23 protein-coding genes are annotated in these 23,590 nt (G+C 55.9%); 14 read left to right on the forward strand and 9 right to left on the reverse strand.

Annotated features, from left to right (window positions below; translation table 11 throughout):
- The first annotated feature begins 42 nt into the window (after positions 1-42).
- From ffh to BJL95_RS00155, 9 genes are all read left to right on the forward strand, one after another.
- On the forward strand, positions 43-1,398 hold the full coding sequence (gene ffh, locus BJL95_RS00115; protein WP_064031048.1) for a signal recognition particle protein: 1,356 nt from the start codon (positions 43-45) through the stop codon (positions 1,396-1,398).
- Positions 1,399-1,484: 86 nt separating this feature from the next.
- Positions 1,485-1,736, forward strand: a complete 252-nt coding sequence (gene rpsP, locus BJL95_RS00120) for a 30S ribosomal protein S16 (RefSeq protein ID WP_064031049.1) — start codon at positions 1,485-1,487, stop codon at positions 1,734-1,736.
- A 6-nt stretch (positions 1,737-1,742) separates the two neighbouring features.
- Positions 1,743-2,252: a ribosome maturation factor RimM gene (gene rimM / locus BJL95_RS00125; RefSeq protein WP_064031050.1), complete on the forward strand. Its 510-nt coding sequence runs from the start codon at positions 1,743-1,745 to the stop codon at positions 2,250-2,252.
- Between the two features lie 13 nt (positions 2,253-2,265).
- A complete protein-coding gene (gene trmD / locus BJL95_RS00130; RefSeq protein WP_071154801.1) occupies positions 2,266-3,009 on the forward strand; it encodes a tRNA (guanosine(37)-N1)-methyltransferase TrmD in 744 nt (247 codons plus the stop codon).
- 12 nt (positions 3,010-3,021) lie between these two features.
- Positions 3,022-3,369: a 50S ribosomal protein L19 gene (rplS, locus tag BJL95_RS00135; protein WP_064031052.1), complete on the forward strand. Its 348-nt coding sequence runs from the start codon at positions 3,022-3,024 to the stop codon at positions 3,367-3,369.
- Between the two features lie 90 nt (positions 3,370-3,459).
- Positions 3,460-3,957, forward strand: coding sequence for a methylated-DNA--[protein]-cysteine S-methyltransferase (locus tag BJL95_RS00140; RefSeq protein WP_071154802.1), 498 nt, complete (start codon positions 3,460-3,462; stop codon positions 3,955-3,957).
- 8 nt (positions 3,958-3,965) lie between these two features.
- A complete protein-coding gene (gene xerD, locus BJL95_RS00145; RefSeq protein ID WP_071154803.1) occupies positions 3,966-4,850 on the forward strand; it encodes a site-specific tyrosine recombinase XerD in 885 nt (294 codons plus the stop codon).
- 2 nt (positions 4,851-4,852) lie between these two features.
- Positions 4,853-5,626, forward strand: a complete 774-nt coding sequence (lpxA, locus tag BJL95_RS00150; protein ID WP_064031055.1) for an acyl-ACP--UDP-N-acetylglucosamine O-acyltransferase — start codon at positions 4,853-4,855, stop codon at positions 5,624-5,626.
- A 94-nt stretch (positions 5,627-5,720) separates the two neighbouring features.
- Positions 5,721-6,140: a response regulator transcription factor gene (locus BJL95_RS00155; protein WP_064031056.1), complete on the forward strand. Its 420-nt coding sequence runs from the start codon at positions 5,721-5,723 to the stop codon at positions 6,138-6,140.
- A 48-nt stretch (positions 6,141-6,188) separates the two neighbouring features.
- Here BJL95_RS00155 and BJL95_RS00160 read toward each other — a convergent pair whose 3' ends face one another.
- The 5 genes from BJL95_RS00160 to msrB all read right to left on the reverse strand — a co-directional run bounded on the left by BJL95_RS00160 (position 6,189) and on the right by msrB (position 13,035).
- A complete protein-coding gene (locus BJL95_RS00160) occupies positions 6,189-8,363 on the reverse strand; it encodes a TonB-dependent siderophore receptor (protein ID WP_071154804.1) in 2,175 nt (724 codons plus the stop codon).
- Entirely contained in the window at positions 8,360-10,720 is a 2,361-nt protein-coding gene (locus BJL95_RS00165) for an EAL domain-containing protein (RefSeq protein WP_064031058.1), read from the reverse strand. Before BJL95_RS00165 ends, BJL95_RS00160 begins: the two co-directional genes overlap by 4 nt.
- Positions 10,713-11,210: a YfiR family protein gene (locus tag BJL95_RS00170; protein WP_254786647.1), complete on the reverse strand. Its 498-nt coding sequence runs from the start codon at positions 11,208-11,210 to the stop codon at positions 10,713-10,715. The genes BJL95_RS00165 and BJL95_RS00170 overlap by 8 nt, the downstream gene beginning before the upstream one ends.
- Before the next feature lie 131 nt (positions 11,211-11,341).
- Positions 11,342-12,646, reverse strand: coding sequence for a M18 family aminopeptidase (locus BJL95_RS00175; protein WP_071154806.1), 1,305 nt, complete (start codon positions 12,644-12,646; stop codon positions 11,342-11,344).
- Complete coding sequence (gene msrB, locus BJL95_RS00180) at positions 12,643-13,035, reverse strand: peptide-methionine (R)-S-oxide reductase MsrB (RefSeq protein ID WP_064031061.1); 393 nt, start codon at positions 13,033-13,035, stop codon at positions 12,643-12,645. The genes BJL95_RS00175 and msrB overlap by 4 nt, the downstream gene beginning before the upstream one ends.
- A gap of 290 nt (positions 13,036-13,325) precedes the next feature.
- On the opposite strand from msrB, the gene BJL95_RS00185 reads away from it, so the two are divergent.
- From BJL95_RS00185 to BJL95_RS00195, 3 genes are all read left to right on the forward strand, one after another.
- The gene (locus BJL95_RS00185; RefSeq protein WP_064031062.1) at positions 13,326-14,603 is read left to right on the forward strand and encodes an NAD(P)/FAD-dependent oxidoreductase; all 1,278 of its coding nucleotides are present in this window, start codon (positions 13,326-13,328) and stop codon (positions 14,601-14,603) included.
- Between the two features lie 9 nt (positions 14,604-14,612).
- Positions 14,613-14,813 (forward strand): DUF2892 domain-containing protein, encoded by a 201-nt coding sequence (locus tag BJL95_RS00190; protein WP_064031063.1) that lies wholly within the window; start codon positions 14,613-14,615, stop codon positions 14,811-14,813.
- A 171-nt stretch (positions 14,814-14,984) separates the two neighbouring features.
- Complete coding sequence (locus tag BJL95_RS00195) at positions 14,985-15,452, forward strand: Hsp20 family protein (protein ID WP_071154807.1); 468 nt, start codon at positions 14,985-14,987, stop codon at positions 15,450-15,452.
- 89 nt (positions 15,453-15,541) lie between these two features.
- Here BJL95_RS00195 and BJL95_RS00200 read toward each other — a convergent pair whose 3' ends face one another.
- Genes BJL95_RS00200 through BJL95_RS00210 form a run of 3 tightly spaced genes read right to left on the reverse strand, consistent with a single transcriptional unit; the run spans position 15,542 to position 19,687 of the window.
- Positions 15,542-16,165: an inorganic pyrophosphatase gene (locus BJL95_RS00200; RefSeq protein WP_064031065.1), complete on the reverse strand. Its 624-nt coding sequence runs from the start codon at positions 16,163-16,165 to the stop codon at positions 15,542-15,544.
- Entirely contained in the window at positions 16,162-17,133 is a 972-nt protein-coding gene (locus tag BJL95_RS00205; protein ID WP_083385529.1) for a transglutaminase family protein, read from the reverse strand. The genes BJL95_RS00200 and BJL95_RS00205 overlap by 4 nt, the downstream gene beginning before the upstream one ends.
- A gap of 13 nt (positions 17,134-17,146) precedes the next feature.
- Entirely contained in the window at positions 17,147-19,687 is a 2,541-nt protein-coding gene (locus BJL95_RS00210; RefSeq protein ID WP_064031066.1) for a circularly permuted type 2 ATP-grasp protein, read from the reverse strand.
- 441 nt (positions 19,688-20,128) lie between these two features.
- On the opposite strand from BJL95_RS00210, the gene BJL95_RS00215 reads away from it, so the two are divergent.
- Positions 20,129-21,586, forward strand: a complete 1,458-nt coding sequence (locus BJL95_RS00215; RefSeq protein ID WP_071154808.1) for a circularly permuted type 2 ATP-grasp protein — start codon at positions 20,129-20,131, stop codon at positions 21,584-21,586.
- A 1-nt stretch (position 21,587) separates the two neighbouring features.
- Entirely contained in the window at positions 21,588-22,556 is a 969-nt protein-coding gene (locus BJL95_RS00220) for an alpha-E domain-containing protein (protein WP_064031068.1), read from the forward strand.
- Positions 22,557-22,706: 150 nt separating this feature from the next.
- Here BJL95_RS00220 and BJL95_RS00225 read toward each other — a convergent pair whose 3' ends face one another.
- Positions 22,707-23,459: a peptidase gene (locus BJL95_RS00225; RefSeq protein ID WP_071154809.1), complete on the reverse strand. Its 753-nt coding sequence runs from the start codon at positions 23,457-23,459 to the stop codon at positions 22,707-22,709.
- Positions 23,460-23,590 lie beyond the last annotated feature (131 nt).

Below are 23,590 nucleotides of genomic sequence, written 5' to 3' on the forward strand. Positions count from 1 at the left end.
GGCGGATCATCACCAGGACTTCAGAACTATAAAGACGTAGCTATGTTTGACAATTTATCCGATCGCCTGAGCGGTGCGCTCAAAAAAATCAAGGGTCAGGGCCGCTTGACCGAGGCCAATATCCAGGACACCATGCGGGAAGTGCGAATGGCGTTGCTGGAGGCCGATGTCGCTCTGCCGGTCGTCAACGATTTTATCGAGCAGGTGACGGAACGCGCGCTGGGTCAAGAAGTTCAGACCAGTTTGACGCCGGGGCAAGCTCTGATCAAAGTGGTGCAGGGCGAATTGGTGCGAGTGATGGGCTCGGCCAACGAAGAGCTGAATCTGCGGACCAATCCCCCCGCGCTGATTTTGATGGCGGGCTTGCAAGGTGCGGGCAAGACGACGACGGTCGCCAAGCTTGGCCGGCATTTAAAGGAAAAGAAAAAGAAGCGGGTCGGGGTGGTCAGCGTGGACGTCTATCGTCCGGCGGCAATCAAGCAGTTGCAAACCCTGGCCGACGATCTTGGTCTGAAGTTCTTCGACAGCGAATCCACCGAGCAGCCTGTCGATATTGTTAATCGGGCTATCGATGCCGCCAAGCGCCAGTTTTTGGATGTGTTGATCGTCGACACGGCGGGCCGTCTTCACGTCGACGACGAGATGATGGCTGAAATCAAGGCTCTGCATGCCGCGATCAAGCCGATAGAGACACTGTTCGTCGTCGATAGCATGACCGGTCAGGATGCGGCCAATACCGCCAAGGCTTTTCATGATGCGTTACCGTTGACCGGCGTGATTTTGACCAAGGCCGACGGCGATGCCAGAGGCGGGGCGGCGCTGTCGATTCGGCATATTACCGGTAAGCCGATCAAGTTTATCGGTGTCGGCGAAAAATCCGATGCGTTGGAGCCGTTCTATCCGGATCGGCTGGCCTCGCGTATCTTGGGTATGGGTGACGTGTTGTCGCTGATCGAGGACATCGAGCAGAACGTCGACAAGAAAAAAGCCGAGCAGCTCGCCAAGAAGTTGCAGAAGGGCAAAAGTTTTGATCTGGAAGATTTGCGCGAGCAGTTGACGCAAATGCAAAACATGGGCGGTATCGGCGCCATGATGGATAAGTTGCCCGGCATGGGCGCGGTGCCGAAAGAAGTTAAGGAAAAGGTCAACGACAAGGATTTGGTGCATCAAATCGCCGTGATCAATTCGATGACCAAGCAAGAGCGGCGCTTTCCCGATCTGATCAAGGGCAGTCGCAAGCAGCGCATCGCCGACGGTTGCGGTCTGGATTTGAATGCTGTCAATCGTGTGTTGAAGCAGCACAAGATGATGGAGAAAATGATGAAAAAGTTTAGTAAAGGCAACATTGTCAACATGATGCGGGGTCTGAAAAGCAATATGCGCGGCATGAAGATGTGATTTTTCAATTTTTTCTTTTCTTGCGTGGCAAATCGCGTAGAATAGGTAGATTAAATTTTTGACTCATTGTTATCTAGGGTGTGCAGATGGTAAGTATTCGTTTGTCCAGAGGCGGCGCTAAAAACCGTCCTTTCTATCATGTCGTCGTAACCGACAGCAGAAGTAGCCGCGACGGGCGCTACATCGAAAGGGTAGGTTTTTTTAATCCTCTGGCGAGAGGCGGCGAGCAGCGCTTGGTTTTGGATACCGAACGCGTTCAATATTGGACCGCTAACGGCGCTCAGCCTTCGGATCGAGTCGCCAAACTGATCAAGGACGCTAGCAAGGCTGTTGCCTAATCCCGCTTGTCTGCCGAAGAGTATTTGAGCGTCGGCCAAATTTCCGGCGTGTTTGGCATCAAAGGATGGGTAAAAGTTTTTTCTTATACCGATCCGCGAGAAAATATCTTGGCTTACTCGCCTTGGTGTCTTAGGAAGAACGATCAAATTCGCGAGTTTAAGGTCCTAGCCGGAAGACGCCAAGGCGCTGCCGTTGTGGCCGAACTCGAAGATTTGGATGATCGCGATGCGGCGATGGCGTTGATGGGGTCGGAGATCCTGATACGTAGACAACAGTTGCCCGAGCCGGCGGATGGCGAGTATTACTGGACCGACTTAATCGGTCTGAGGGTCGTTAATCAGGCCGCTATGGAGTTGGGGGTGGTCGATCATTTGTTGGAGACCGGCGCTAATGACGTTGTGGTGGTTTCGGATGGGCAACAAGAACGCTTGATCCCGTTTCTGATGGGGCAAACAATCCTCAAGGTCGATACCGAAAAAGGCTGCATTTTGGTCGATTGGGACGCCGATTTTTGACGGCTGTTGCGGTATGCGCTTCGATGTGATCAGCATTTTTCCGCGGATGGTCGCCGACGCTGCCGCATTTGGGGTTACCGGTCGGGCGATAGAACGCGGATTGGTTGATCTTGCTGTTTGGAATCCTCGAGATTTTACTCAAGACCGACATAAAACGGTCGACGACAGGCCTTACGGTGGCGGTCCGGGCATGGTAATGAAATACCAGCCTCTACGTGACGCGGTTGCCTCGGCAAAGCTAGCCGGTTGCGCCGGAGGTGGCACTAAAGTCGTGTATTTGAGCCCGCAGGGGCGAGTGATTTCGCAAAATTTGTTGCATGAGGCCAGTCGATTCGAACAGTTGATATTGGTGGCCGGACGCTATGAAGGTGTCGATGAGCGATTTGTCGTTCAAGAATGCGATGAAGAGTGGTCTATCGGCGACTATGTTATCAGTGGCGGAGAGCTTGCCGCGCTGATTGTTATTGATGCGGTGACCCGCTTGCTTCCCGGCGTATTGGGGGATGATGAGTCGGCAAAGCAAGATTCTCATGTGGATGGCTTGTTGGATTGCCCCCACTATACGAGGCCGGAGCATGGCGAGTTCGGTGATGTGCCGGATGTGTTGCTTGGCGGAAATCATGCGGCGATCAAGCGCTGGCGTTTGAAACAAGCGCTGGGCCGCACGTGGATGCGGCGTCCGGAGCTACTCCGGAGTTTGAACTTGACGGCAGAGCAGGAGGCTTTGTTGAGTGAATTTAGAAATGAAATTGTTTAATAGGGTGTGGTTATGAGTAAAATTATTGAAGAGTTGGAAGCGGCTCAGCTTAAACAAAACGTGCCAGAATTCGGCCCAGGCGACACTGTCGTGGTTCAGGTTCGGGTTGTGGACGGCGAGCGGGAAAGATTGCAGGCTTTCGAAGGTATAGTTATCGCCAAACGAAATCGCGGCATGAATTCAGCGTTCACCGTTAGAAAAATTTCCCACGGTGTCGGCGTCGAGCGAGTGTTCCAAACTCATAGCCCCGCCGTCAGCAGTATCGAAGTCAAACGCCGTGGCGATGTGCGTCGAGCCAAGCTGTATTATCTGCGCGACCTGACCGGTAAAGCCGCTCGTATTAAAGAACGACTGTCTTAATGGTGAGGCGGCGACTCGGCGTTAAGCAGAGTCATCAAAAAAGGCAGCCAATTCGCTGCCTTTTTTTTTGCCGGACATTGGGAGTCAACGATGACGTTACACATTCGTTGGGAGGCTGTCGCGGAGGGCGAAACCTGTGTCATCGCCGTGCCATTTTGCGAAGCTAATTTAATCGTCACGATGACTGGCGATGTCGTCGTCGATGCGTCTTGGCGGACTGAGTCGGTACGCGAGGCGGTTTCTTCGTTGGCAAAGCCTTTCGTAGCGTTTCTAACGGAGCCGGAGTTTGTCGAATTGAATGTGACCATGCTGGCGCGCGGTAGCGCACACCGTAACCGGGTTTGGCGAGCCTTGTTGGATATTCCGTCAGGCAAGACCAAAACGTACGCCGAACTTGCCGCGGAATTGGGTTCCGGGCCGAGAGCGGTTGCCGGCGCCTGCCGAGACAATCCGTATGCCGGTTTGATCCCCTGCCATCGTGTCGTTGCCAAATCCGGTTTGGGTGGATTCATGGGAGAGACTTCCGGTGATTATCTGGCGTTGAAAAGCCGCTTGCTAAACTACGAAGCATCCAGGATGCAGAAGTAACCGAGGCCATGAATTCCGCTCAAGTGGTCGAGGCGTTTTTGAACGCCCTGTGGTTGGAATTAGGTCTTAGCGACAATACGTTGGCGGCTTACGCTAGCGATCTAAAACAGTTTTCAAGGTGGCTCAAGGATAAACATTTGCTTGAGGTCGATCAGACCGACATTAAGGGGTTTTTGGCGGCGCGCCATGCACAAGGTACCGGCAATCGTTCGGCGGCCCGGTTTTTATCGTGTTTGCGGCGTTTTTATGGTTATTGGCTGCGCGAGCAACGGATCGAGCGCGATCCTACCCAACTGATCGATGCGCCGAAACTGGGGCGGCCATTGCCTGATACGCTGAGCGAGCGGGATGTCGAACGATTGATCGAGGCGCCGGAGATAGGCGAATTGTTGGGGTTTCGCGATCGGGCGATGTTGGAAGTTCTTTACGCGACCGGATTGCGCGTATCCGAGCTGGTCGAATTGACGTTCGCCCAGCTCAATTTGAGGCAGGGATGGGTGCGAGTGATGGGCAAGGGCGGCAAGGAACGGCTAGTGCCGGTCGGTGAAGACGCGCTGGACTGGCTAGAGCGCTATTTCGCTGGTCCGCGATTGGCCTTGTTGGCAGGTAGGCAAAGTGATTTTCTGTTCGTCACCAAGCGCGGCGATGGCATGACTCGTCAGGCATTTTGGTATTTGATCAAGCGTTACGCTGCGGTAGCCGGCATCGATAAACCCCTGTCGCCGCATACGTTACGCCATGCGTTTGCTACCCATCTTCTTAATCACGGCGCGGATTTGCGGGCGGTACAAATGCTGCTTGGACACTCCGACTTATCGACTACTCAGATATACACTCACGTCGCTCAGCAAAGGCTGAAAGAATTACACACTCAACACCATCCGCGAGGCTAACCATGACCGCTCTGATTCATCCCACGGCTTTTGTTTCACCCGATGCCAGCTTATCCAAGGACGTTCGGGTTGGGCCGTTCGCGGTGATCGAAGCGGGGGCGGAGATCGGTGCCGGTTGCGAAGTCGGTGCGCACGCCGTGGTGCATGGTTGGGTCAAAATGGGTGCCAGGAATATCGTGCATCCTCAAGCGGTGCTGGGTGGTTTGCCTCAGGATCTCGGGTTTGATCCGGCGACGGCATCGTGGCTGGAAATCGGCGACGACAATGCGTTTCGCGAGGGATTTACCGCGCACAGAGCCACCAAACCGGGCGGAAGCACCAAGATCGGCTCCGGCTGCTATTTCATGAACAACAGTCATGTCGCGCACGATTGTTCGGTAGGCGACAAAACCATTTTCGCCAATAACGTGGCGATCGGCGGGCATGTCGATATCGGCAAGAATGTATTCATGGGTGGCGCCGTCGTGGTGCATCAGTTCTGCCGGGTCGGTGCTTACGCGATTGTTCAAGGTACAACGGGCATTAATATGGACGTGCTGCCTTTTATGCTAATCGGTGGCCGGCCGGCCAAACACTATCGCTTGAATTTGGTAGGCTTGCGCCGGGCGGGCATCGTCGGCGATCGGCTGAAATTATTGTCCGCGGCTTTCCGCTTGCTTCGGCATAAAAAATGCCTTGATGAATTGCAATCCAGCGAAGAGCTGCAATACTTAAAAGACTGGCTGGCTGCGGACTCCAAGCGCGGATTGCATGGATTTGTCGAGTTGGCTGACTGAGTTTTTTCCGTGACGGACACGCAATTTCGTATGGTGGGGGGCCGGCTAGCGGTAATCGAGCGGGCGTGTTCGCAATTTTAAGCATCCTTAGGTTATGAAAATCCACGTAGTCGATAATACCGGACAGATCCCGCCATTGTTGCTGATGTCCGAGGAAGACGTTTCGTTTTATAACGACGAAATACAGGCTTTGAATGCCGCCGAGGCCCAGCAGCCCAGCTTGATTTTACTGAGCTTCTCGTTGCGGGGCGATGAAACTCCGGACTATATCGGCTTGTTGTTGAATGCGAGTCCGGCCAGCAAGATCGTGGTGATCGGCGACGAGATCGGCGAGGACCGCATCTTGAATTGTCTGCTTGCCGGCAGTCGAGGCTACCAAAACAGCGGTCCGTTGAGTGGCTATCTGGCGAAAATGATTCAGGTTGTTGCCGACGGCGAGGCCTGGGTGAGCCGAAGAATGGTCGGTCGTTTGCTGGACGTCATCAGTCAGAATAATCTGGTGCTTAGCGTTTAATTGGTCGAATATTGGCTAGTGGCTGCAATCGGCGTGGCGGCTAGCGGTTTAAAAATGCAGAGCGGCTTCGAAGTAGAAGGTTTGAGCCGAAATCGGTAAGTTGTAGGGATAACTAGCGATGGCCGGTTCCTTGCCCTGACTGTCGAACAGGTTGCGTACCGACGCGGTCAAATCGAGCGATCCCATCAGTTTTTTGGCGTTTAACGTCAAGTCCACGGTTTGGTAGTCTTTTAACACCCGGTTATCTCCGATATCGCTAAGCCGATGCCCGACCCAATTGACTTGGGTCTGAATTTGCCATTTGGGATGAAAGTTCCAGGACAATGCGGTGTAAACATGGTGTTCTGGGACGTTGCTGACTCGCCGTTGGGTGGCTCGGTCGACCGCGTATTGCCAAGCGTAGTTGCCACGCAAATTCCAGTCGTCGTAGAATTTCCAATCCCATTCGAATTCGCTGCCCAACCCATCTTGACCGGGATTGTTGACCTCGGACAGCGTGGCGCCCTGATTGGTTAATTTGCCGCCGATTAAGTCGTTGATTTCGTAGTAATAGACATTCAATGTGGTTCGCAGGCTCTTCCAGGGGCGGTAATCGAAAGCCAACTCGGTGGTTTCTATCGTCTCCGGACTCAACGAGGCATTGCCGACGAACAGCGGATTATTTTTCTGATATTGCTCGACGAAGCTAGGTGCGCGGTAGGCCTGACCGTACAACAATTTGCCGGTTAGATCGTCGTTAATATCCCAAACCAACGCGGCTCTTGGGTTCAAAGTACCGCCGAAATCCGAATATTCGTCGTAACGCAAGCCGGCCGTCAATTGCCAATTCTTGGAAATCTGCCATTCGTCCTGCAACGCGACCGACCAGATCGATCGATGGGTGTCGTTCATGAAGGCGTAGGGCGTGCCGGTGACGTCGGTCAGGTCGCCGTTGACGACTAATTGCTGGCCGTCGATGACGCCGATGCCGTAATTGCGCAGTTCGCTGACATTCAATTCCTCGTAACGGAAGCCGGTGATCAATCGGATCAGGTGGTTTTCGAACCCTTTGTAAATACTGGTCAGTTCGGTGCTCGGGACGGTATTTTTGATACCGGGGACGAAACGCATGCCATTTGGAAACGACACAAAGTTGACTAAGGTGGCGGGGTTGAGATTGCCGTTGGCATCCACGGCTAGGTTACCGTTCCCATCGATAGGTAAAACCGTGCCTGCTGGAAAGTTACGGCTATTTCCGTTCAAATCGGTGTGCAGAAAACTGGTGTGAAATTGCAGTTCCCAATTTTCCAGGTCGTTCTCGGTCGAGTAACGGACGTCACCTAAATAATGGGCGCCGTCCAGCGTGCCGCTATTATCCAACGCGCCGCTGGCGCCGGCCGGGAAGCCAACGGATTGGTTGTAAGCCCAAAAGTTCAAATCCCAGTGTTGGCGCTGTAAATTCAGATGAGCGTTCCAGCGCTCGCCGGCAGTCTGCATAGCGCCGGGTGCCTGAGACGCGTGCGTGTTCAGCGCGTTATCCAATGCGGTTTGAGCATCGGCCGCCACGATGCGATCCGGATTGATCCCGCTGTGGCTATATTGCAGGCTACCGGCAACATCCCATTCGCCGTAATGGCCGCCGTGCTGCGCCCAGGTGCTGGTGCGGTCGGCGTTACCGCCGCGCGCGCCTAGCGTGGTACCGTTGAGGTCGCCGGCTTTTTTCGTGACAATATTGATGACGCCGGCGAAGGCGTCGGCGCCGTACAAGGCCGAGCCCGGCCCGCGAATGACTTCGACACGCTGAATGTTTTCGACCGGTACGATCATCCCCGCCATGTGCGAGCCCTGATAAGGAATCGAAAACCGGGTGCCGTTCAACATCAGCAAGACTTCCGAGTTGGTTTGATTACGCATGCCGCGCATCGTATAGGTGTAATCGTTGGTGACCGGTTGAATACTGACGTGCATGCCGGGCACGGTTTCTAGCACTTCGTGTAGCTCGGTGGCGCCCATCGCGCTGATTTGGTCGGCGGTAATCACAGTCGTGACCGCGGCGGATTGCGATACCGATTTGGCGGTCCCCGAGGCGATGCTGACCGAAATATTGGCCAGCTCGGCCGGTGACAGTTCGAGCAAGTCGGTCATGCTCTGGTCTTGACCCTGGGCTGGTTGACCGAGGCCGCATAGCAACACGGCCGGCACTACGCACCGTTTGCCGAAGACGTTGGGTTTGGGCTGACTCATAGTTCTTCCAAGGGTACCGGTTTAGCAATGCCGTAACCCTGGGCGTAATTGACGCCTAAGGTTTTCAACAACTCGAAAATATCGCGGTTTTCGACGAATTCGGCGATGGTTTTCTTGCTCATCACATGAGCGACTTCATTGATCGATTTGACCATGGTCAAATCGACCCGGTCTTCCAAAATATCCTTGACGAATAGGCCGTCGATTTTCAAAAAGTCCACAGGAAGGTTTTTTAGATATGCAAATGAAGACAGGCCGCTGCCGAAGTCGTCCAGCGAAAACAGGCAACCCTTGGTACGCAAGGAATTAATGAACTGGCGGGCGTAGGACAAATTGCTGATGGCGGCGGTTTCAGTAATTTCAAAGCATATCTTATGCGTCGGAATATGCCATTTTTGAAACTGCTCGTCGATAAAGGTCAGCATCGTTTCGTCGGACATCGACAGGCCGGACAGGTTGACCGAGCACATTTCCAGGCGTTCCAGCAGGTTCGGCGTGGTTGCCAAATGCTCGAACAAACGGGAAATGACCCATCGGTCCAGCGGTGGAGCAATGTTGTAACGCTCGGCGGCCGGCAGGAACGCGCCGGGGGGAATGACTTTGCCCTGTTCGTCGATATAGCGGATCAGCGTTTCGAAATGCAGCCCTTCGTCGTTCGAGGCAATCGGCACGATTAACTGACCGTAAAGTTGGAAACGGTTTTGTTCTATCCCCATCCGGATTTTTTCGACCCATTGCATTTCGCCTTGTCGCAACGTCAATTCTTCGTCGTCGGGGCTGAAGACGTGGACGCGGTTCCGTCCTTTTTCCTTGGCGGCGTAGCAGGCGGCGTCGGCTTCCTTGAGTATGTCGACCGCATTGCCGCTGGTCAGATTGATCGGAGCGATACCGACGCTGACGCCGATATTAAAGCTACGGTTTTCCCAGGCAAACTGAAAGTCGCAAATGATGTTGCGCAGTTTCTCGCAGGTGGAGAAGGCTTGCTCGACCGAACAATGCGACATCAAAATGCCGAACTCGTCGCCGCCCAGTCGCGCCAAAATGTCGGTCTTACGGACCTGGTGGCGCAGGACCTCGCCCAATTGGCGCAGCAGTTCGTCGCCCGCCAAATGACCGCAGGTATCGTTGACGATCTTGAATTGGTCCAAATCCAGGTAGCAGAGTACGTGCTCGCTCTCGTCGATTTCGGCTTGAGACACCAAACTCTGGATGTGAATATCGAATTGGCGCCGGTTGACCAGACCGGTCAGTTCGTCGTGGCTGGCCTGATAGGCGATTTTTTCCGACAGCCGGCGGGTTTCGGTGATGTCCTCGCAGACCAGTAACAAGCGCTGGAAGTTGGACTCGTCGGTGACCAGACGCGCGGTTTCCCTGACCCAAATCACGTTGCCGTTGCGGCAAATTTTGCGGCTTTCCTGGCGATGAATCAGTTCCGGGTGGTGGCGGCAAGTCTCGAAAAACTGTTCGAAACCGGCGGCATCGTCCGGATGCGAGAAGTTGCTGATCGCGCAGCCTTGTAATTCTTCGACGCCCAAGCCCAATTGCTTCGCGCCGAAGCGGTTGACCGATACGATGCGGCCTTGCATGTCCAGATTGAAGACCATGGTCGGATTGTTGTCGTAGAGCGCCTGGTAGTTGTTTTTGACCGCGATTAAGGCTTTGTTTTGGGTTTCTACGGTGTCGAGCATATCGTTGAAGGCATCGACCAGAATGCCCATTTCGTCGCTGCTGTGCTTTTCGGCTCGTAGCGAATAATCGTGATCTTGGCTGACTCTCTGCGCGGTTTTGGCGAGCTGGGCGACCGGCAATGCGACTCGATTCAACAGTGGGACAGTCAGCAAAAAGGTGATGAACAACGCGACGAAGAGAACCGCAATAATCAAGCTGACGAATTTCAGTTCTCGCCAAATCGCCGCACTCAAGTCCGAGGCCAGATACACTGCCCCGATTTCTTCGCTGTCAACCACCATCGCCTGGTATACATACAGCATCAAATTGTCGTAATGGGTATGCAGACCGTAGGCAACGTCCGGGCAGGGTAGGGCCTGATTGTCCAGTGAGGTAAACAGATGACCTTTCTTGACGTAAACGCAAGCGCTACGCAAGTCTGGAAAACTGTTCAACGAAATCAGGTTTTCCTTGGCGACGCCGGCGTCGTCGAACATCACCGCGGCCACGCTGCGGTTGGCGATCAGACTGGCGACGGCCTGCAGATCGTCTTGAGCCTTGCGCTTGACGTCGGCGGCATTGATCGTGACGAGAATGACCAGTGCCAGCAACATCGAAAATAGGGCGGAGGTCACCGCGATTGTCAGCAGCTTCGTTTTAATGGAGAGGGCGGTAAACCATTTATTCACGGCCGCCTCCTTCCACCAATGTGGCGACTTCGATCAGTTTAGCGCTGATCGATAGTCCGCTTTGCTTCAAAGCCTTTAAGTTGATATGCAGGCGCACTTTTTCATCGTCGAGCACGAAACCTATCATGCCGCCGGATTCGGCGAAGAAGGGCTGGCTACTGACTGTCAGCGTTTTACCGAGGTTGCCGACCAGCAAGACGCCGGTCAGATTTACGTCGATGCGTTGTTCGGTCTTTTCGGCGTACAGAATCTGGCAATCCTGCGCCTGTTTTAGGGAATCGAGGTGGCGCAAACGGATAGGTTTGTCGGCGACCGTTTTGGTCTCCAGCGTGTCGAGCAGATTGCCGAACGGGTTGTCGCCAATCAAGCAAATGTTGAACGACGGCCCAGGGTTGTTTGGCCAAGTGATGAATTTGGTGAAATTGTAAAGGTAAGCGGCCTTGATTTTGTATTCCAGATTCGGTTCGTCGGCATGCGCTGTACTTAACACCCAGCCACAGACGAGCGCTGATTTGGCGTAAAACGCTGCACGCTGCAATGCAACATTGCAGTGGGACGAAAAGATCGGAAACAAAATTATTCTCTACCGGGCAAGAGTACACGGCAAGAATAGTAGAAATACTAAGGGTTGCTGAAAAAAACCTCCAGTGCGCCGACCATGTAAGCGTGGTCGGCGACGCCGGCACTTTCCCTGGCGCTGTGCATTGCCCACATCGGCGAGCCGACATCGACGCTACGAATACCCAGTTTGGCCGAGGTGATTGGGCCTATCGTGCTGCCGCAGGGCAGATCGCCGCGATGCGCGTACTTTTGAAAGGGCACGCCGGCCTGTTGGCAGAACTGGGCGAAAATCGCTTCGGATACGCATTCGCTGGCGTAGCGGTGATTGACGTTGATTTTAATCACCGGTCCGTGATTGACCAGGATTTTATGGCCCGGCTCGTAGGCGGCCGGAAAATTGGGCTGGTAGGCGTGCGCCATGTCGGCGCTGACCAGAAAACTTTGCGCCAGCGCGCGCGGATAATTGTCCGACCGATCGCCGCATGCCCCGGCAATTCGAGACAGAACGTCGGCCAGGAAGCTGCCGGCCGCGCCCTTGTTGCTTTCGCTGCCGACTTCTTCGTGGTCGAAAAAGGCGCATACCCGGGTAGCCGCCACGAGTTGTTCCCGGCAATTCAGCAAGGCGGTCAGGCCGGCGTGGCAGGACGCCAAATTGTCGAGTTGGCTGTCGGCGATGAATTGTCGATCCGCACCCCAGAACGCACCTTTTTGGCTGTCGTGGACGTTGAGCTCCCAGCTTAAAATTTGGTCCGCCGTCAAGCCGGAAGCCGATTCCAGTAGACCGTAAAACACGTCGTTTGCCGGGCTATCGCCCGGTATATTGGCCAGCAGCAGCGGCAGCTCCGTTTGTTTATTCAGTTTGAGGCCATCCTCGTTGACGGCGCGGTTCATATGGATGGCCAAGTTCGGCAGGCGCAGCAGCGGCTCGGCAAATCGGACCAGCGTCGTGGCCACGCTACCATCGCCGTCGCGGTAAGCGATGCGCCCGGCCAGACTTAAATCGCGGTCGGCGAAAGTGGCTAAGATCGGTCCGCCGTAAACTTCGACGGCAATGCGTACGAATCGATCGCTGTCGACGACCGGTCGTGGCTTTACCCGCAAACCCGGAGAATCGGTATGGGCGCCAAGGATCTTGAATCCGGCTTCGGCCGGCGCGGCGGCGCCGACGATGAACGCAACGATGGACGAAGCGTCTCGAATCACATAATATCGGCCGCCAAGGCTTAACGGCCAAACTGCGCTTTCCTCCAGTTTTTGGAAACCGTGCGACAGCAGGCGCTGTTCCATGGTGGCAGCCGCGTGCCAGGGGCTGGGACTGGCGTCGATGAAATCCAGTAAATCTTGAGCGAGTTGCGGCGAGGTCATGACTTTTCTAGATCCAACGCAACCGAGTTGATGCAATAACGCTGACCGGTCGGTTGCGGACCGTCCGGGAAAACATGGCCGAGGTGGGCACCGCATGAGCGACAGGTGACTTCGATGCGGCGCATGCCGTGACTGGTATCGAGCGACTGCTCCAGACTTTCGCCGGCGATGGGAGCCCAGAAGCTGGGCCAGCCGCAGCCGGAGTGGAATTTTTGATCGGACGAAAACAAGGGTTCGCCGCAACACACGCAACGATAGACGCCAGCTTCCTCGCAATCGGTATACTTGCCGGTGAACGGCGGTTCGGTACCTTTTTCTCGGCAGACGTGGTATTGCTCGGGGCTGAGTTTTTCGCGCCAGATTTGTTCGCTATCGTCTTGGTCGGCCATATCGTTATTCCGGAAATTTGCTGGGATGTCGCATTGTACCCAGACTTGATCCAAGGCCAAAGTGTGTCGCGCCCACGAATACCCACCGCGAGTGCGCGAATGTAACAATCTTCTATAGTTACGGACAGTTCGGGTGAGGTCCGGATTCGGGGAAGGGTAGATTTTGGTTGCGTATGTTAGAAAATTCTAATATTCTAGGTTTCGCACGGTCGGTGGCTTTTATAACACGATAAAGAATAACGATAGACTCGGCCGCGTATTCGTTTAGACATCAGCGAGAGGAGCATGTCATGGCAAGAATCGTAGTATTAGGCGCGGGCATCGGTGGCGTGCCGATGGCGTATGAAATGAAGGAAATCGTCGGCAAGGCTCACGAAGTGGTCGTGATATCCGACACCCCGACGTTCCACTTCGTCCCTTCGAACCCGTGGATACCGCCGAAATGGCGCAAGCCGGAAGATTTGAAAATCGAATTGGCGCCGGTGATGGCCAAGAAAGGCATCAACTTCGTACAGAAGTCCGCCAGCAAAGTCGATCCGGCCAATAATAAAGTCGATCTGGCGGACGGCACGTCGGTGGAATACGACTTTTTGGTGATCGCCACCGGACCTCGCTTGGCCTTCGACGAAGTGCCCGGTTTGGGCCCGCACGGCGGGCATACCTCGTCGGTTTGCCACGTCGATCACGCCGCATTGGCCTCCGATGATTGGGACCGCTTCATGGACGACCCCGGCCCGATTGTCATCGGCGCGGTCCAGGGCGCATCCTGTTTCGGTCCCGCCTACGAATACCTGATGATTATCGAAACCGAATTGCGCAAACGCAAGATTCGCGACAAAGTACCGATGACCTTCGTGACTTCCGAACCCTACATCGGCCATTTGGGCTTGGGTGGCGTCGGCGATACCAAAGGGTTATTGGAAAGCGCTTTGCGCGATAAGACCATCAAATGGATCACCAACGCCAAGGTCGACAAAATCGAACAGGGCATGATGTATGTCACCGAAGTTGACGACGACGGCAACGAAAAGAAAAAGCACGAGGTGCCGTTCAAGCATTCGATGATGCTGCCGGCTTTCACCGGTGTCGACGCGGTACGCCACTGCGGCGCCGAAGGCCTGACCAACCCTCGCGGCTTTGTCATCGTCGATGAGTATCAACGTAACCCGACCTATAAAAATGTTTACTCGGTCGGCGTTTGCGTGGCCCTGCCGCCGGTTGAAAAAACCCCGGTGCCGACCGGGACCCCGAAAACCGGTTACATGATCGAATCGATGGTCACCGCGACCGCGCACAATATCCGTGACGAATTGGCCGGCAAACAGCCGACCGACAAACCGAGTTTGAGCGCGTTGTGTCTGGCGGACCTAGGCGATAGCGGCGTTGCCTTCTTGGCCGTACCGCAGATTCCACCGCGTAACACCACTTGGTCGGCTCATGGCAAGTGGGTGCATCTGGCGAAGATTGCGTTCGAAAAATACTTTATGCGCAAGGTTAGAAAAGGCATTAGCGAACCCTTCTACGAACGAATGATGTTGAAATTCATGGGTGTGGTGCGTTTGAAATAGGAGGTCCTTATGTCCATCGATCGCTGGGTGATGGCGTTTGCCGGTTCGTTCATCTTGTCGAGCCTGGCCTTGGCGCATTGGCATTCGCCGAATTGGTTATGGTTTACCGCCTTTGTCGGTGCGAACCTGCTGCAAGCCGCATTCACCGGGTTTTGTCCTCTGGCGATTATTTTGAGAAAGCTCGGCGTCAAGCCTGGCCGCGCATTTTAGTCGTTCCCTCTCGGTCGGGCCGCGCCGTCAAGGCGGCCTGGCCTTTTTTTGCTTGGCTGATAGTCAATCGCCTATTTTAGGACTTGAAATTTTGCAAAGCGCTCCTAAATCCAAGTCGGACGAACCGTTAGCCGGTTCGGTAACCGTGATCTTGAAATTTAGGAGGATGGAATGATGCGAGTCGAATACACCCCAATATATCGTCCTAACCTGGCTTCCGGCCAATGGGCCGCCATGCTGGACGGGATTTTGCAAACCGATCGGGCCAACTACGATTACCCACCTTACGACATTGAACTCGTCGAGGATAAACAGTACGCGATCAGTTTAGCGGTAGCTGGTTTCTCCCCGGAACAACTCACTATCGAAACCGAAAACAAGGTGTTGACCGTTAAGGGCGAAAAACCACGGGCGGGCGATAAACGGCATTTTTTGCACCAAGGCATTGTCAGTCGCAATTTTGAGCGACGCTTCAATTTGGCCGAACACATCGAAGTGGCGGGCGCCCATTACCGCGACGGCATCCTGACCGTGCGCTTGACTAAGCGAGTGCCGGAAGCGATGAAGCCGCGCCGCATCGAAATCGATAGCGCCGGTCAAGTTTTAAGCCACGACGCGGCTGAAGTTAGCGTGGTTTGAGTTCCGCGGATCGAAGCGGTTTTTCCTGAATGAAGGTCGCCGGGTCTTACCGGCGGCCTTCGCACGGATAAAACGGCGAGCGGGTTGCACTAGCCGTCGTCTTGGCAGCCGAAATGGTATTGGTAGTCGGCCATCGACCGTTTAATCACTTCGTGCGCTTCCTGTCTACCGTAGACGTGAGTAATTTCGCAAACGCTTTTCTCGCTGGGTAGGTGTTTGTAAGTCAAAAAGTAGTGTTTCAGACGGTTGATGTAGGATTCCGGACAATCGGAAACGTCGCGCCATTGCCGGTAAAACTCGTCGCCCTTCATCACCGCGATGATCTTGTCGTCGGCCTCGCCACCGTCCAACAGTCGGAAACCGCCGATCGGTATCGCTTGCAGCAAGATGTCGCCGTGCGTCACGCTGCGTTCGCTGAGTACGCAAATATCCAACGGGTCGCCGTCGCCCTTGCTGACCGGCCGGCCGGATTGCGCGGCTGCATATTCGGCGATTTTTTCAGCGCAATAGGTGCGCGGGATAAAGCCGTACAGGGTCGGAATCATATTGGAAAATTTCTGAGGCCGGTCGATTTTCAGATAGCCGCTGTGTTTGTCGATCTCATATTTGACGGTATCGGACGGCACGATTTCGATAAATGCGGTGACGATGTCCGGAGCGCTATCGCCGGGAGCGATGCCGTGCCAGGGATGAGCTTTGTGTAGGATATTCATGGAATCGGAGGAGTTGGATTCAAAGGGGTTATTTTAGCCGGGTTATCGGCGGCGGCGCTTGTCGGGTTGCCGCGAATGCCGACTGCGTCAGGTTCGAGATTTTCTACGGAGACGGAGACTGTCAATTCGTGATTCTGGCCGCCGAAAATCACGCCTTTCAGCGGTGCGACGTCGCCGTAGTCGCGGCCCCAGGCCACGGTAATATGGCGGTCGCCGGGCAGTTGATTGTTGGTGGGGTCGAAATCCAGCCAGCCCAGTTCCGGCAGAAACACCGAAAACCACGCGTGCGAGGCGTCGGCGCCGATCAATTTTTCGACGCCCGGCGGCGGTAGGGTTTCGATATAGCCGCTGACATACCGGGCCGCCAAGCCTTGAGAGCGGATGCAACCAATCGCCAGGTGGGCGAAATCTTGACAGACTCCGCGCCGATGCTCCAGCACTTCGCTCAGTGGGGTCGCCAGATTGCTGAAATGCGGATCGAAAGTAAAGTCGCGGAAGATACGCTGCATCAAATCGTGAACCGCTTCGATTAACGGTCGGCCGGGCGTGAAAGACGCGCCGGCATACTCGGCTAGGTCCGCCGAGGGCGGGATATAGGGCGACGTCAGCGAGAATTGGCGGGCCTCCTGCATCGCTTCGCCGGTATCGGCGGACAGTGCCGCCTTGACGCTTTCCCAATCGGCCGATTCGCACCAGTCCAACTGGGCCGGCACCGGGGCGACGACAATATCGCTAATGGCGGTGACCGCGAATTCCCGATGGGGTTCTCGGATTGAAAACCAGGTGACCCTGTTGCCGAAAAAATCGCTGCGCAGTCGGTAATCGCTGGGCTTGGGGCTGATTTCCAGCGTCGAGGCCAGCAGTTGTTGGTGCGGGCACGCGCGAGGCTGCATCCTGACTTCGTTGTAAGACAGGGCTACCATGTCGCGATAACGGTAACGGGTGGTATGGGTAACGCGGTAGCGCATGCGGCCTCCTGCCTCAAGACAGCGATTGCGGCGTGTCGCCGTGACGGAAATAGCCGGCGGTCAGCGTATCCGATAACGCCGCCAGCAACGCATAAATCCGGCTGAGTTGTTGATCCAGGGTCTCCCGCACGCCGGATTTCTCGACGACCAGCCAAGTGTCGATGTCGGTCAGATTCAGTATGCAGTTGGCTTCCAGCATCAAGCGCTGCGCTGGGCCGAGCCGGCCGGTTTCGGTTTCCCTAGGCAACTTGTCGGCATGCTCCTGCAAGCGGGCGATTTGATACGCCAGCGAACGCGGATTGTTGGGGTCCAGCACCAGCAGCTCCAAAAACGACGCCAATTCCGGGTTGCTGCGGTAGTGTTGCCGATAACAGATCAAGTTGTCGCTACACTCCAGCAAGGTCTCGATCAGTCTGGTTTCCGCGCCTTCCGGCAGCGGCTCGGCAAATCCGGTCCGCAACACCGAAATCAATTGCAGACCCCGCTCCAGGCGACGGCCGATGTCCAAAAACAACCAACCGTTGCCTCGCGTCATGCTTTCCATCACCAAACCGCTGAATGCGGACAGCGAGGTGACCAGTTGATCCAGGTGCTCTTGCATCGTCCACAAACCGGTTTTACCGGCGCGTTTGGTGTCGGCGATTTGCTCGCCAATTTCGTCGATAACCCGCCAAGTATCGGACGACCATAAATCCCGCACCGCGTAGCCGGCTTGTTGCAAGCCCCGCACCGAATTGGGCAGGCTGCCGGGTCGGGTATCGTCCTGCATCAAGGCCAGCAGTTCCGGCTCAGGCGCGCGCAGGAGCTTGTCGTCCGCTTTCTTGCCGAAGAAGCCGGGATAACTACCGGTCAGACTGGTGACGCAATGCAGCAGGCGATGCAGGCTGGGCGGATAGTCGGGATGGTCGCTGTCCGGGTTAATCACCAACCGCTTCAACGTCGCCCGCAACAGACGCACGCAGCCTTCGGCGCGTTCCGCATTGCGGCCCACCCAAAAAATATTGTCGGCGGCTCGGCTCGGCAAGGCATTGCGCAATCCGGGAGGTCCGCCGGCGCTGGCCGGGCCGGCGCTGGCCGGCGGGGATTGCGGTTCGGTGGCTATGACCCAAGTATCCTTGCTGATGCTGCCGAGTTGATTGGTAATGTAAACGTCGCCATAGTTGGGCGCGCTACGGGTCAGGCCTCCGGGCATCAATGCATAGCCGCCGGCCCTGGCCACCGCGAAACAACGCAGCAAGGCCTGGCGCGGTTCGAAGCCGTCGCCGACCATCGACGGCACGGTCGAGAAACTTTCGTATTCCTGGGCGACGTAAAAGGCGGGGCGGGCTCGGATACGCTCGCGCCAGACCTCCAGCTGCGACTTGCTGAGCTGGTGGCCGAACACCGCGTGTTCGCCGGGTTGCCGGTAAATCGGTTTGATGACCAGACGTTTCAGATTGGCGAGGACATAGGACAATTCGCCGGCCTGACCGCACCACCAGGTGGCGATCGAATTCAGCTTTAACGGTTGGCCGAGAAAGTGTTGTGCGATACCGGGCAGGAAGGCCAACAGACCGGGGTTTTCCAGAATCCCGCTGCCGAGCGGATTGGCGATCGCGACATTGCCGCGTCTGGCCGCTTCCAAAAGGCCGGGCACGCCCAGGCGCGAATCTTCGCGCAGTTCCAGCGGGTCGCAATAATTGTCGTCTACCCGGCGCAGAATCACGTCGACCCGTTGCAAACCGGTCAGCGATTTTAGCCAGACATAGCCGTCGCGGACGGTCAGGTCGTCACCTTGCACCAGTGGGTAGCCCAGGTAGGACGCCAGGTAGGCGTGTTCGAAAAAAGTTTCGTTGAGCGGGCCGGGGGTCAGTACCACCACCATCGGCGTGTGGGCGGTTTGCGGAGCGATCGCGTTCAGACCGGCCCGTAGCGCCTGAAAGAATCGGGCCAGTCGGTGGACCTGGGCATCTCGAAACAGGCTCGGCAATACCCGCGACATCGCCAAACGGTTTTCCAATGCGTAACCGGCGCCCGACGGCGCTTGGGTGCGGTCGCCCAGTACCCACATCTTGTTGTCGGGGCCGCGCGCCAAATCGGCGGCATACAATACCAATTGTTGCTCGCCCGGCAAGCGCACTTGATCGCAAGCGCGCAGGAAGCCGCCGTGGTTGTATATCAGCTCCAGCGGGAGCAGGTTCTTTTTGATCAGCGTGCGCGGGCCGTACAAGTCGGCCAATACCAGATTCAGCAATTCGGCGCGTTGCAACAGGCCGGCTTCGATATCGAACCACTCGTTGCCGGAAACGACGAAGGGTACCGGGTCGAGCTGCCAAGGTCGGTTCAGGCCGTCTGGATCGCCGTAGACGTTATAGGTGACACCGTTTTCGCGCAATAGCCGTAGCGCTTCGCGATACCGGTGAGCCAGTTCCTCGGGTCCCAACTGTTGCAGAGCCTCCATCAAATGCCGCCAATGCGGCCGGACGCGACCGGATTTGTCGAGCATCTCATCGTAGACGCTGGGGTTCAGACGATAGCCGGGGGATAACGCTTCTTCTAGCAATAACTGGCTCATGGGCTTAGTTTGCCGGTTTAAGTCGTTTGGCGCAATTTGCGGTGGGAAGCCGAGCGATTTTTGCTGGGTCGGGGTGAGCGCGGAGTCAATGGCGGTCCTGAGTTAACGAACGATAAGCTAAGCGACAGCAAATTTCGCGCCTAAGTGTATATCGGGAGACCCGCGGGCGGGCGGGCAACGATGTGGCAGCGAGGGGCGGCATTTTCGTGTGTTTCCGACCGCCAGTATCCGTACCGGTGGTTCGATTGTCCGATTTTTGGGCAGCTGTTGGCAATATGCACAGCTTTGGTGAATACCGCGCTTTTTCCGGGCTTTTTGGCATCAGGCTTGCATTGACGAAATGAAACCCGCGCAAACGGCGCGGGGTGAGTCCGGAATCGGCTTTTGTGCGCCAACTTAGTGCGGTCCGGCACCATAATAGCGATAACCAGGGATGCCCGCATGAAGTCCGAGCAATCGATATGGGCGCAATACCGCGCCAACCAAGCCTACGACGAAATGATGGATGGTCGCGGCCAGCCGCGTCAAACGTGCGCCACTTTGAGTCAGTACTTGCAATCCTTGGGCATGGAAGCCATCAAGGGGCGCCTGTCGGCCGCCGAGGCGGCGATATTGGAGATGGGTATTACCTTCACCGTCTATAGCGACGAAGGCAACATCGACCGGGCTTGGCCGTTCGACATCATTCCGCGCTTAATCGATTTTCAGGAGTGGCGGGGCATTGACGCCGGCTTGCGGCAGCGTTTGCGGGCATTGAACCACTTCATCGACGATGTTTATAACGAGCGGCAGATCATTAAGGACGGCGTGGTGCCGACCGAATTGATTGCGAGTTCCAGCAATTTTCGGCCGGAATGTGTCGGGTTCAAGCCCAAGTTCGGGGTTTGGGCCAATATCTGCGGTAGCGATTTGGTACGCGACGGCGACGGCGTGGTTTACGTACTGGAAGACAATTTGCGGGTGCCGTCCGGCGTGTCTTACATGATCGAGAACCGGGTCATCACCAAGCGAGTGTTTCCCGAGTTACTCGAGAACTTGAACATACTGCCGGTGGACGACTACCCGACCCAGTTGTTCGAAATGCTGACGTCGATTGCGCCGAGACCGGAGGATCAGCCGCAAATCGCGGTATTGACGCCGGGAATTTATAACTCGGCATACTTCGAACATGCATTTTTGGCTCAACAAATGGGCGCCGAGTTGGTCGAAGGCGGCGACCTGGTGGTCAAGGACGACGATTGCGTGTACATGCGCACCGTCAAGGGTTTGGAAAAAGTCGACGTGATCTATCGGCGGATCGACGATATGTTCCTCGACCCGGAGGTGTTTCGGAAGGATTCGGTGCTGGGCGTCAAAGGCTTGCTGAGGGCTTGGAAGGCCGGCAACGTGGCGTTGGCGAACGCGCCCGGCGCCGGCGTCGCCGACGACAAGGTGGTGTATGCCTACGTGCCGGCGATGATCCGCTACTATCTTAACGAAGAGCCGCTGTTGCCCAACGTACCCACCTATCTTTGTAGCGATCCCGAGCAATGCGCCTACGTGCTGGAGCATCTGGCCGAATTGGTCGTCAAGCCGGCCAACGAGTCCGGCGGTTACGGCATGTTGGTCGGGCCGCATGCCACCCAGAAAGACATCAAGCAATTTCATAAACTGGTCCAGGCCAATCCGCGCAACTACATCGCGCAGCCCACGCTGGCGCTTTCGACCTGTCCGACCTTGTGCGGCGATCGGTTGGAGCCTCGCCACATCGATTTGCGGCCGTTCATCCTGCAAGGCGAGCGCGGTTTCGTGACCGCCGGCGGTCTGACCCGCGTCGCGTTAAAAGCCGGTTCGCTGGTCGTTAACTCGTCGCAGGGCGGCGGCAGCAAGGACACTTGGATCATCAACCGGGAGAAATGACATGCTATCTCGCTCCGCCGAACGTCTCTATTGGCTGGCCCGCTATCTGGAACGCACCGAGAACACCGCTCGCTTGATCAGCGCGACGATGCACTTGATCTACGATTTGCCCTACGGCGTTGAAATGGGCTGGCACAATCTGCTGAATATTTGCGGCGTGGAGGCCGGGTTTTACCAGCGCTTCAAAAACCCCAGCGAGCACAATACCACCCGTTTCCTGTTGGCCGATACCGGTAATCCCGGTTCGCTGTTATCGTCGTTGTCGGCGGCGCGGGAAAATATCCGCACCAGTCGCGAACTGATGCCGGACGAAGCTTGGGAATTGGTCAACGAAATGTATCTGTACGCCAACAACCATCTGGACAGTTTGTCGAATCGGCGTGGCCGGGCTCAGTATTTGCAGGAAATCATGGCCGGTTGCCAACGCTTCACCGGCTTTATTTACGGCGCGATGAGCCGAAACGACGCTTACCGTTTTTTATGCATCGGCCGCAATATCGAGCGCGCCGACATGACCAGCCGGATCATGGATTTCGGTTCGGTGCTGTTGGCGGAAAACCGTAGCCACAAGATGCGCGAGTACGAAACCATTCTATGGATCAACGTCTTGAAATCGCTGAGCGCGGTGTTGATGTATCGCAAGCAGGTGCGTCAGCGCATCAAGGGCGAGGACGTGTTGGACTACTTGCTGAAGAACCCGGATTTTCCGCGAGCGGTGCTGCATTGTCTGGACGAGATCGCCCATTGCATCAAGCGTTTGCCCAATGCCACGGCCTTATTCCCGCATTTGGAAGCGCTGGAGAATCGCATCCTGGCTGTCGATCTGCGCCAGACGCCGCCCGGCGAACTGCACGCATTGCTGGACGATCTGCAAACCCGTTTCGACGACTTGCACCGGCGCATCGCGGCCGCCTGGTTTTTCGACGCCGACAACGGCGAAGCGAGCATGGAGTTGGAAAAGGCGGCTTAGCTGCCGTTTTAGCGAAGGCATTGGCGGGCGCTAGAAGTGTTAGCGCCCCGTGGATTGGGTGTCAGGCGAAAGGGTCGGCGCTTGGGGGGGCGCTGAAGCATTGCCGATACGGCGCCGTTCAGCGTTAGGCCGCCGCGTGGGCGGCTCGGTTTAGAAGCAACCCGGCAGCGGTTTGGCGTCATCCTTGCTGAATTGCGGCAAGGTCGCGAAGGCCTCCTTTAGCTTTTCGTGCCACATCCGCCGCAATTGAATCAGGTATTCGTTGTCTTCCTGAAAGCAGTAATACTCGTCCAGCTTCATCGCATCCTTCGTGTAAATCAACAGTTCCACCGGCGCGCCGACGCTGGCGTTGCTGCGCATCGTAGAATCCATCGAAATCAGGCAACAGCGGCCGGCTTCGTGCAGGTCGGTATCGATTTTCAAAAATCGATCCAGCACCGGTTTGCCGTATTTGTTCTCGCCGATTTGCAAATAAGGCGTTTGCCGCGAAGTGGTGATGCAATTGCCCTCCGGGTAAACCAGATAGGCGCCGTGCGGCTCCTGGGCAATCTGGCCGGCCAGAATGAAGGTTGCCGACGGATTGAAGCTGCTTTGGCCGTCGTCGGTGTGGCGGCGCTGTTTTTCCACGCTGATTCGACCCAAATACTCGGCGGCTTCGGACAAGTAATGCACGGTGTTCAAATTGATTTCCGCGTGTTCCTTGACGTCGCGCTTGATTTGGTCGATGACCGACTGCGTGGTGGCCAGATTGCCGGCGCTGAGCATGACGATCTTGCGGTCGGGGTTGGTGTTGAACGCGTGCATCTTGCCGTAAATGCTGACATTGTCGATGCCGGCATTGGTTCTGGAATCCGAAGTTAACACCAGTCCGTCCTTCAACGAGACTGCAATACAGTAAGTCATGCGCGCTGCCTGAAATGAAGTAATCGGTTCAGTGTACTAAAGTCGGCGAGTCAGGCCAAGCCGACCGGCGCAATTGCCGACACGTCGGCGGCGGATAGGGAATTTATCAACAATATTAACCAGATAGCTTG

The sequence above is a fragment of the Methylomonas sp. LWB genome, from assembly GCF_001856095.1.
Lineage (GTDB): Bacteria > Pseudomonadota > Gammaproteobacteria > Methylococcales > Methylomonadaceae > Methylomonas > Methylomonas koyamae_A.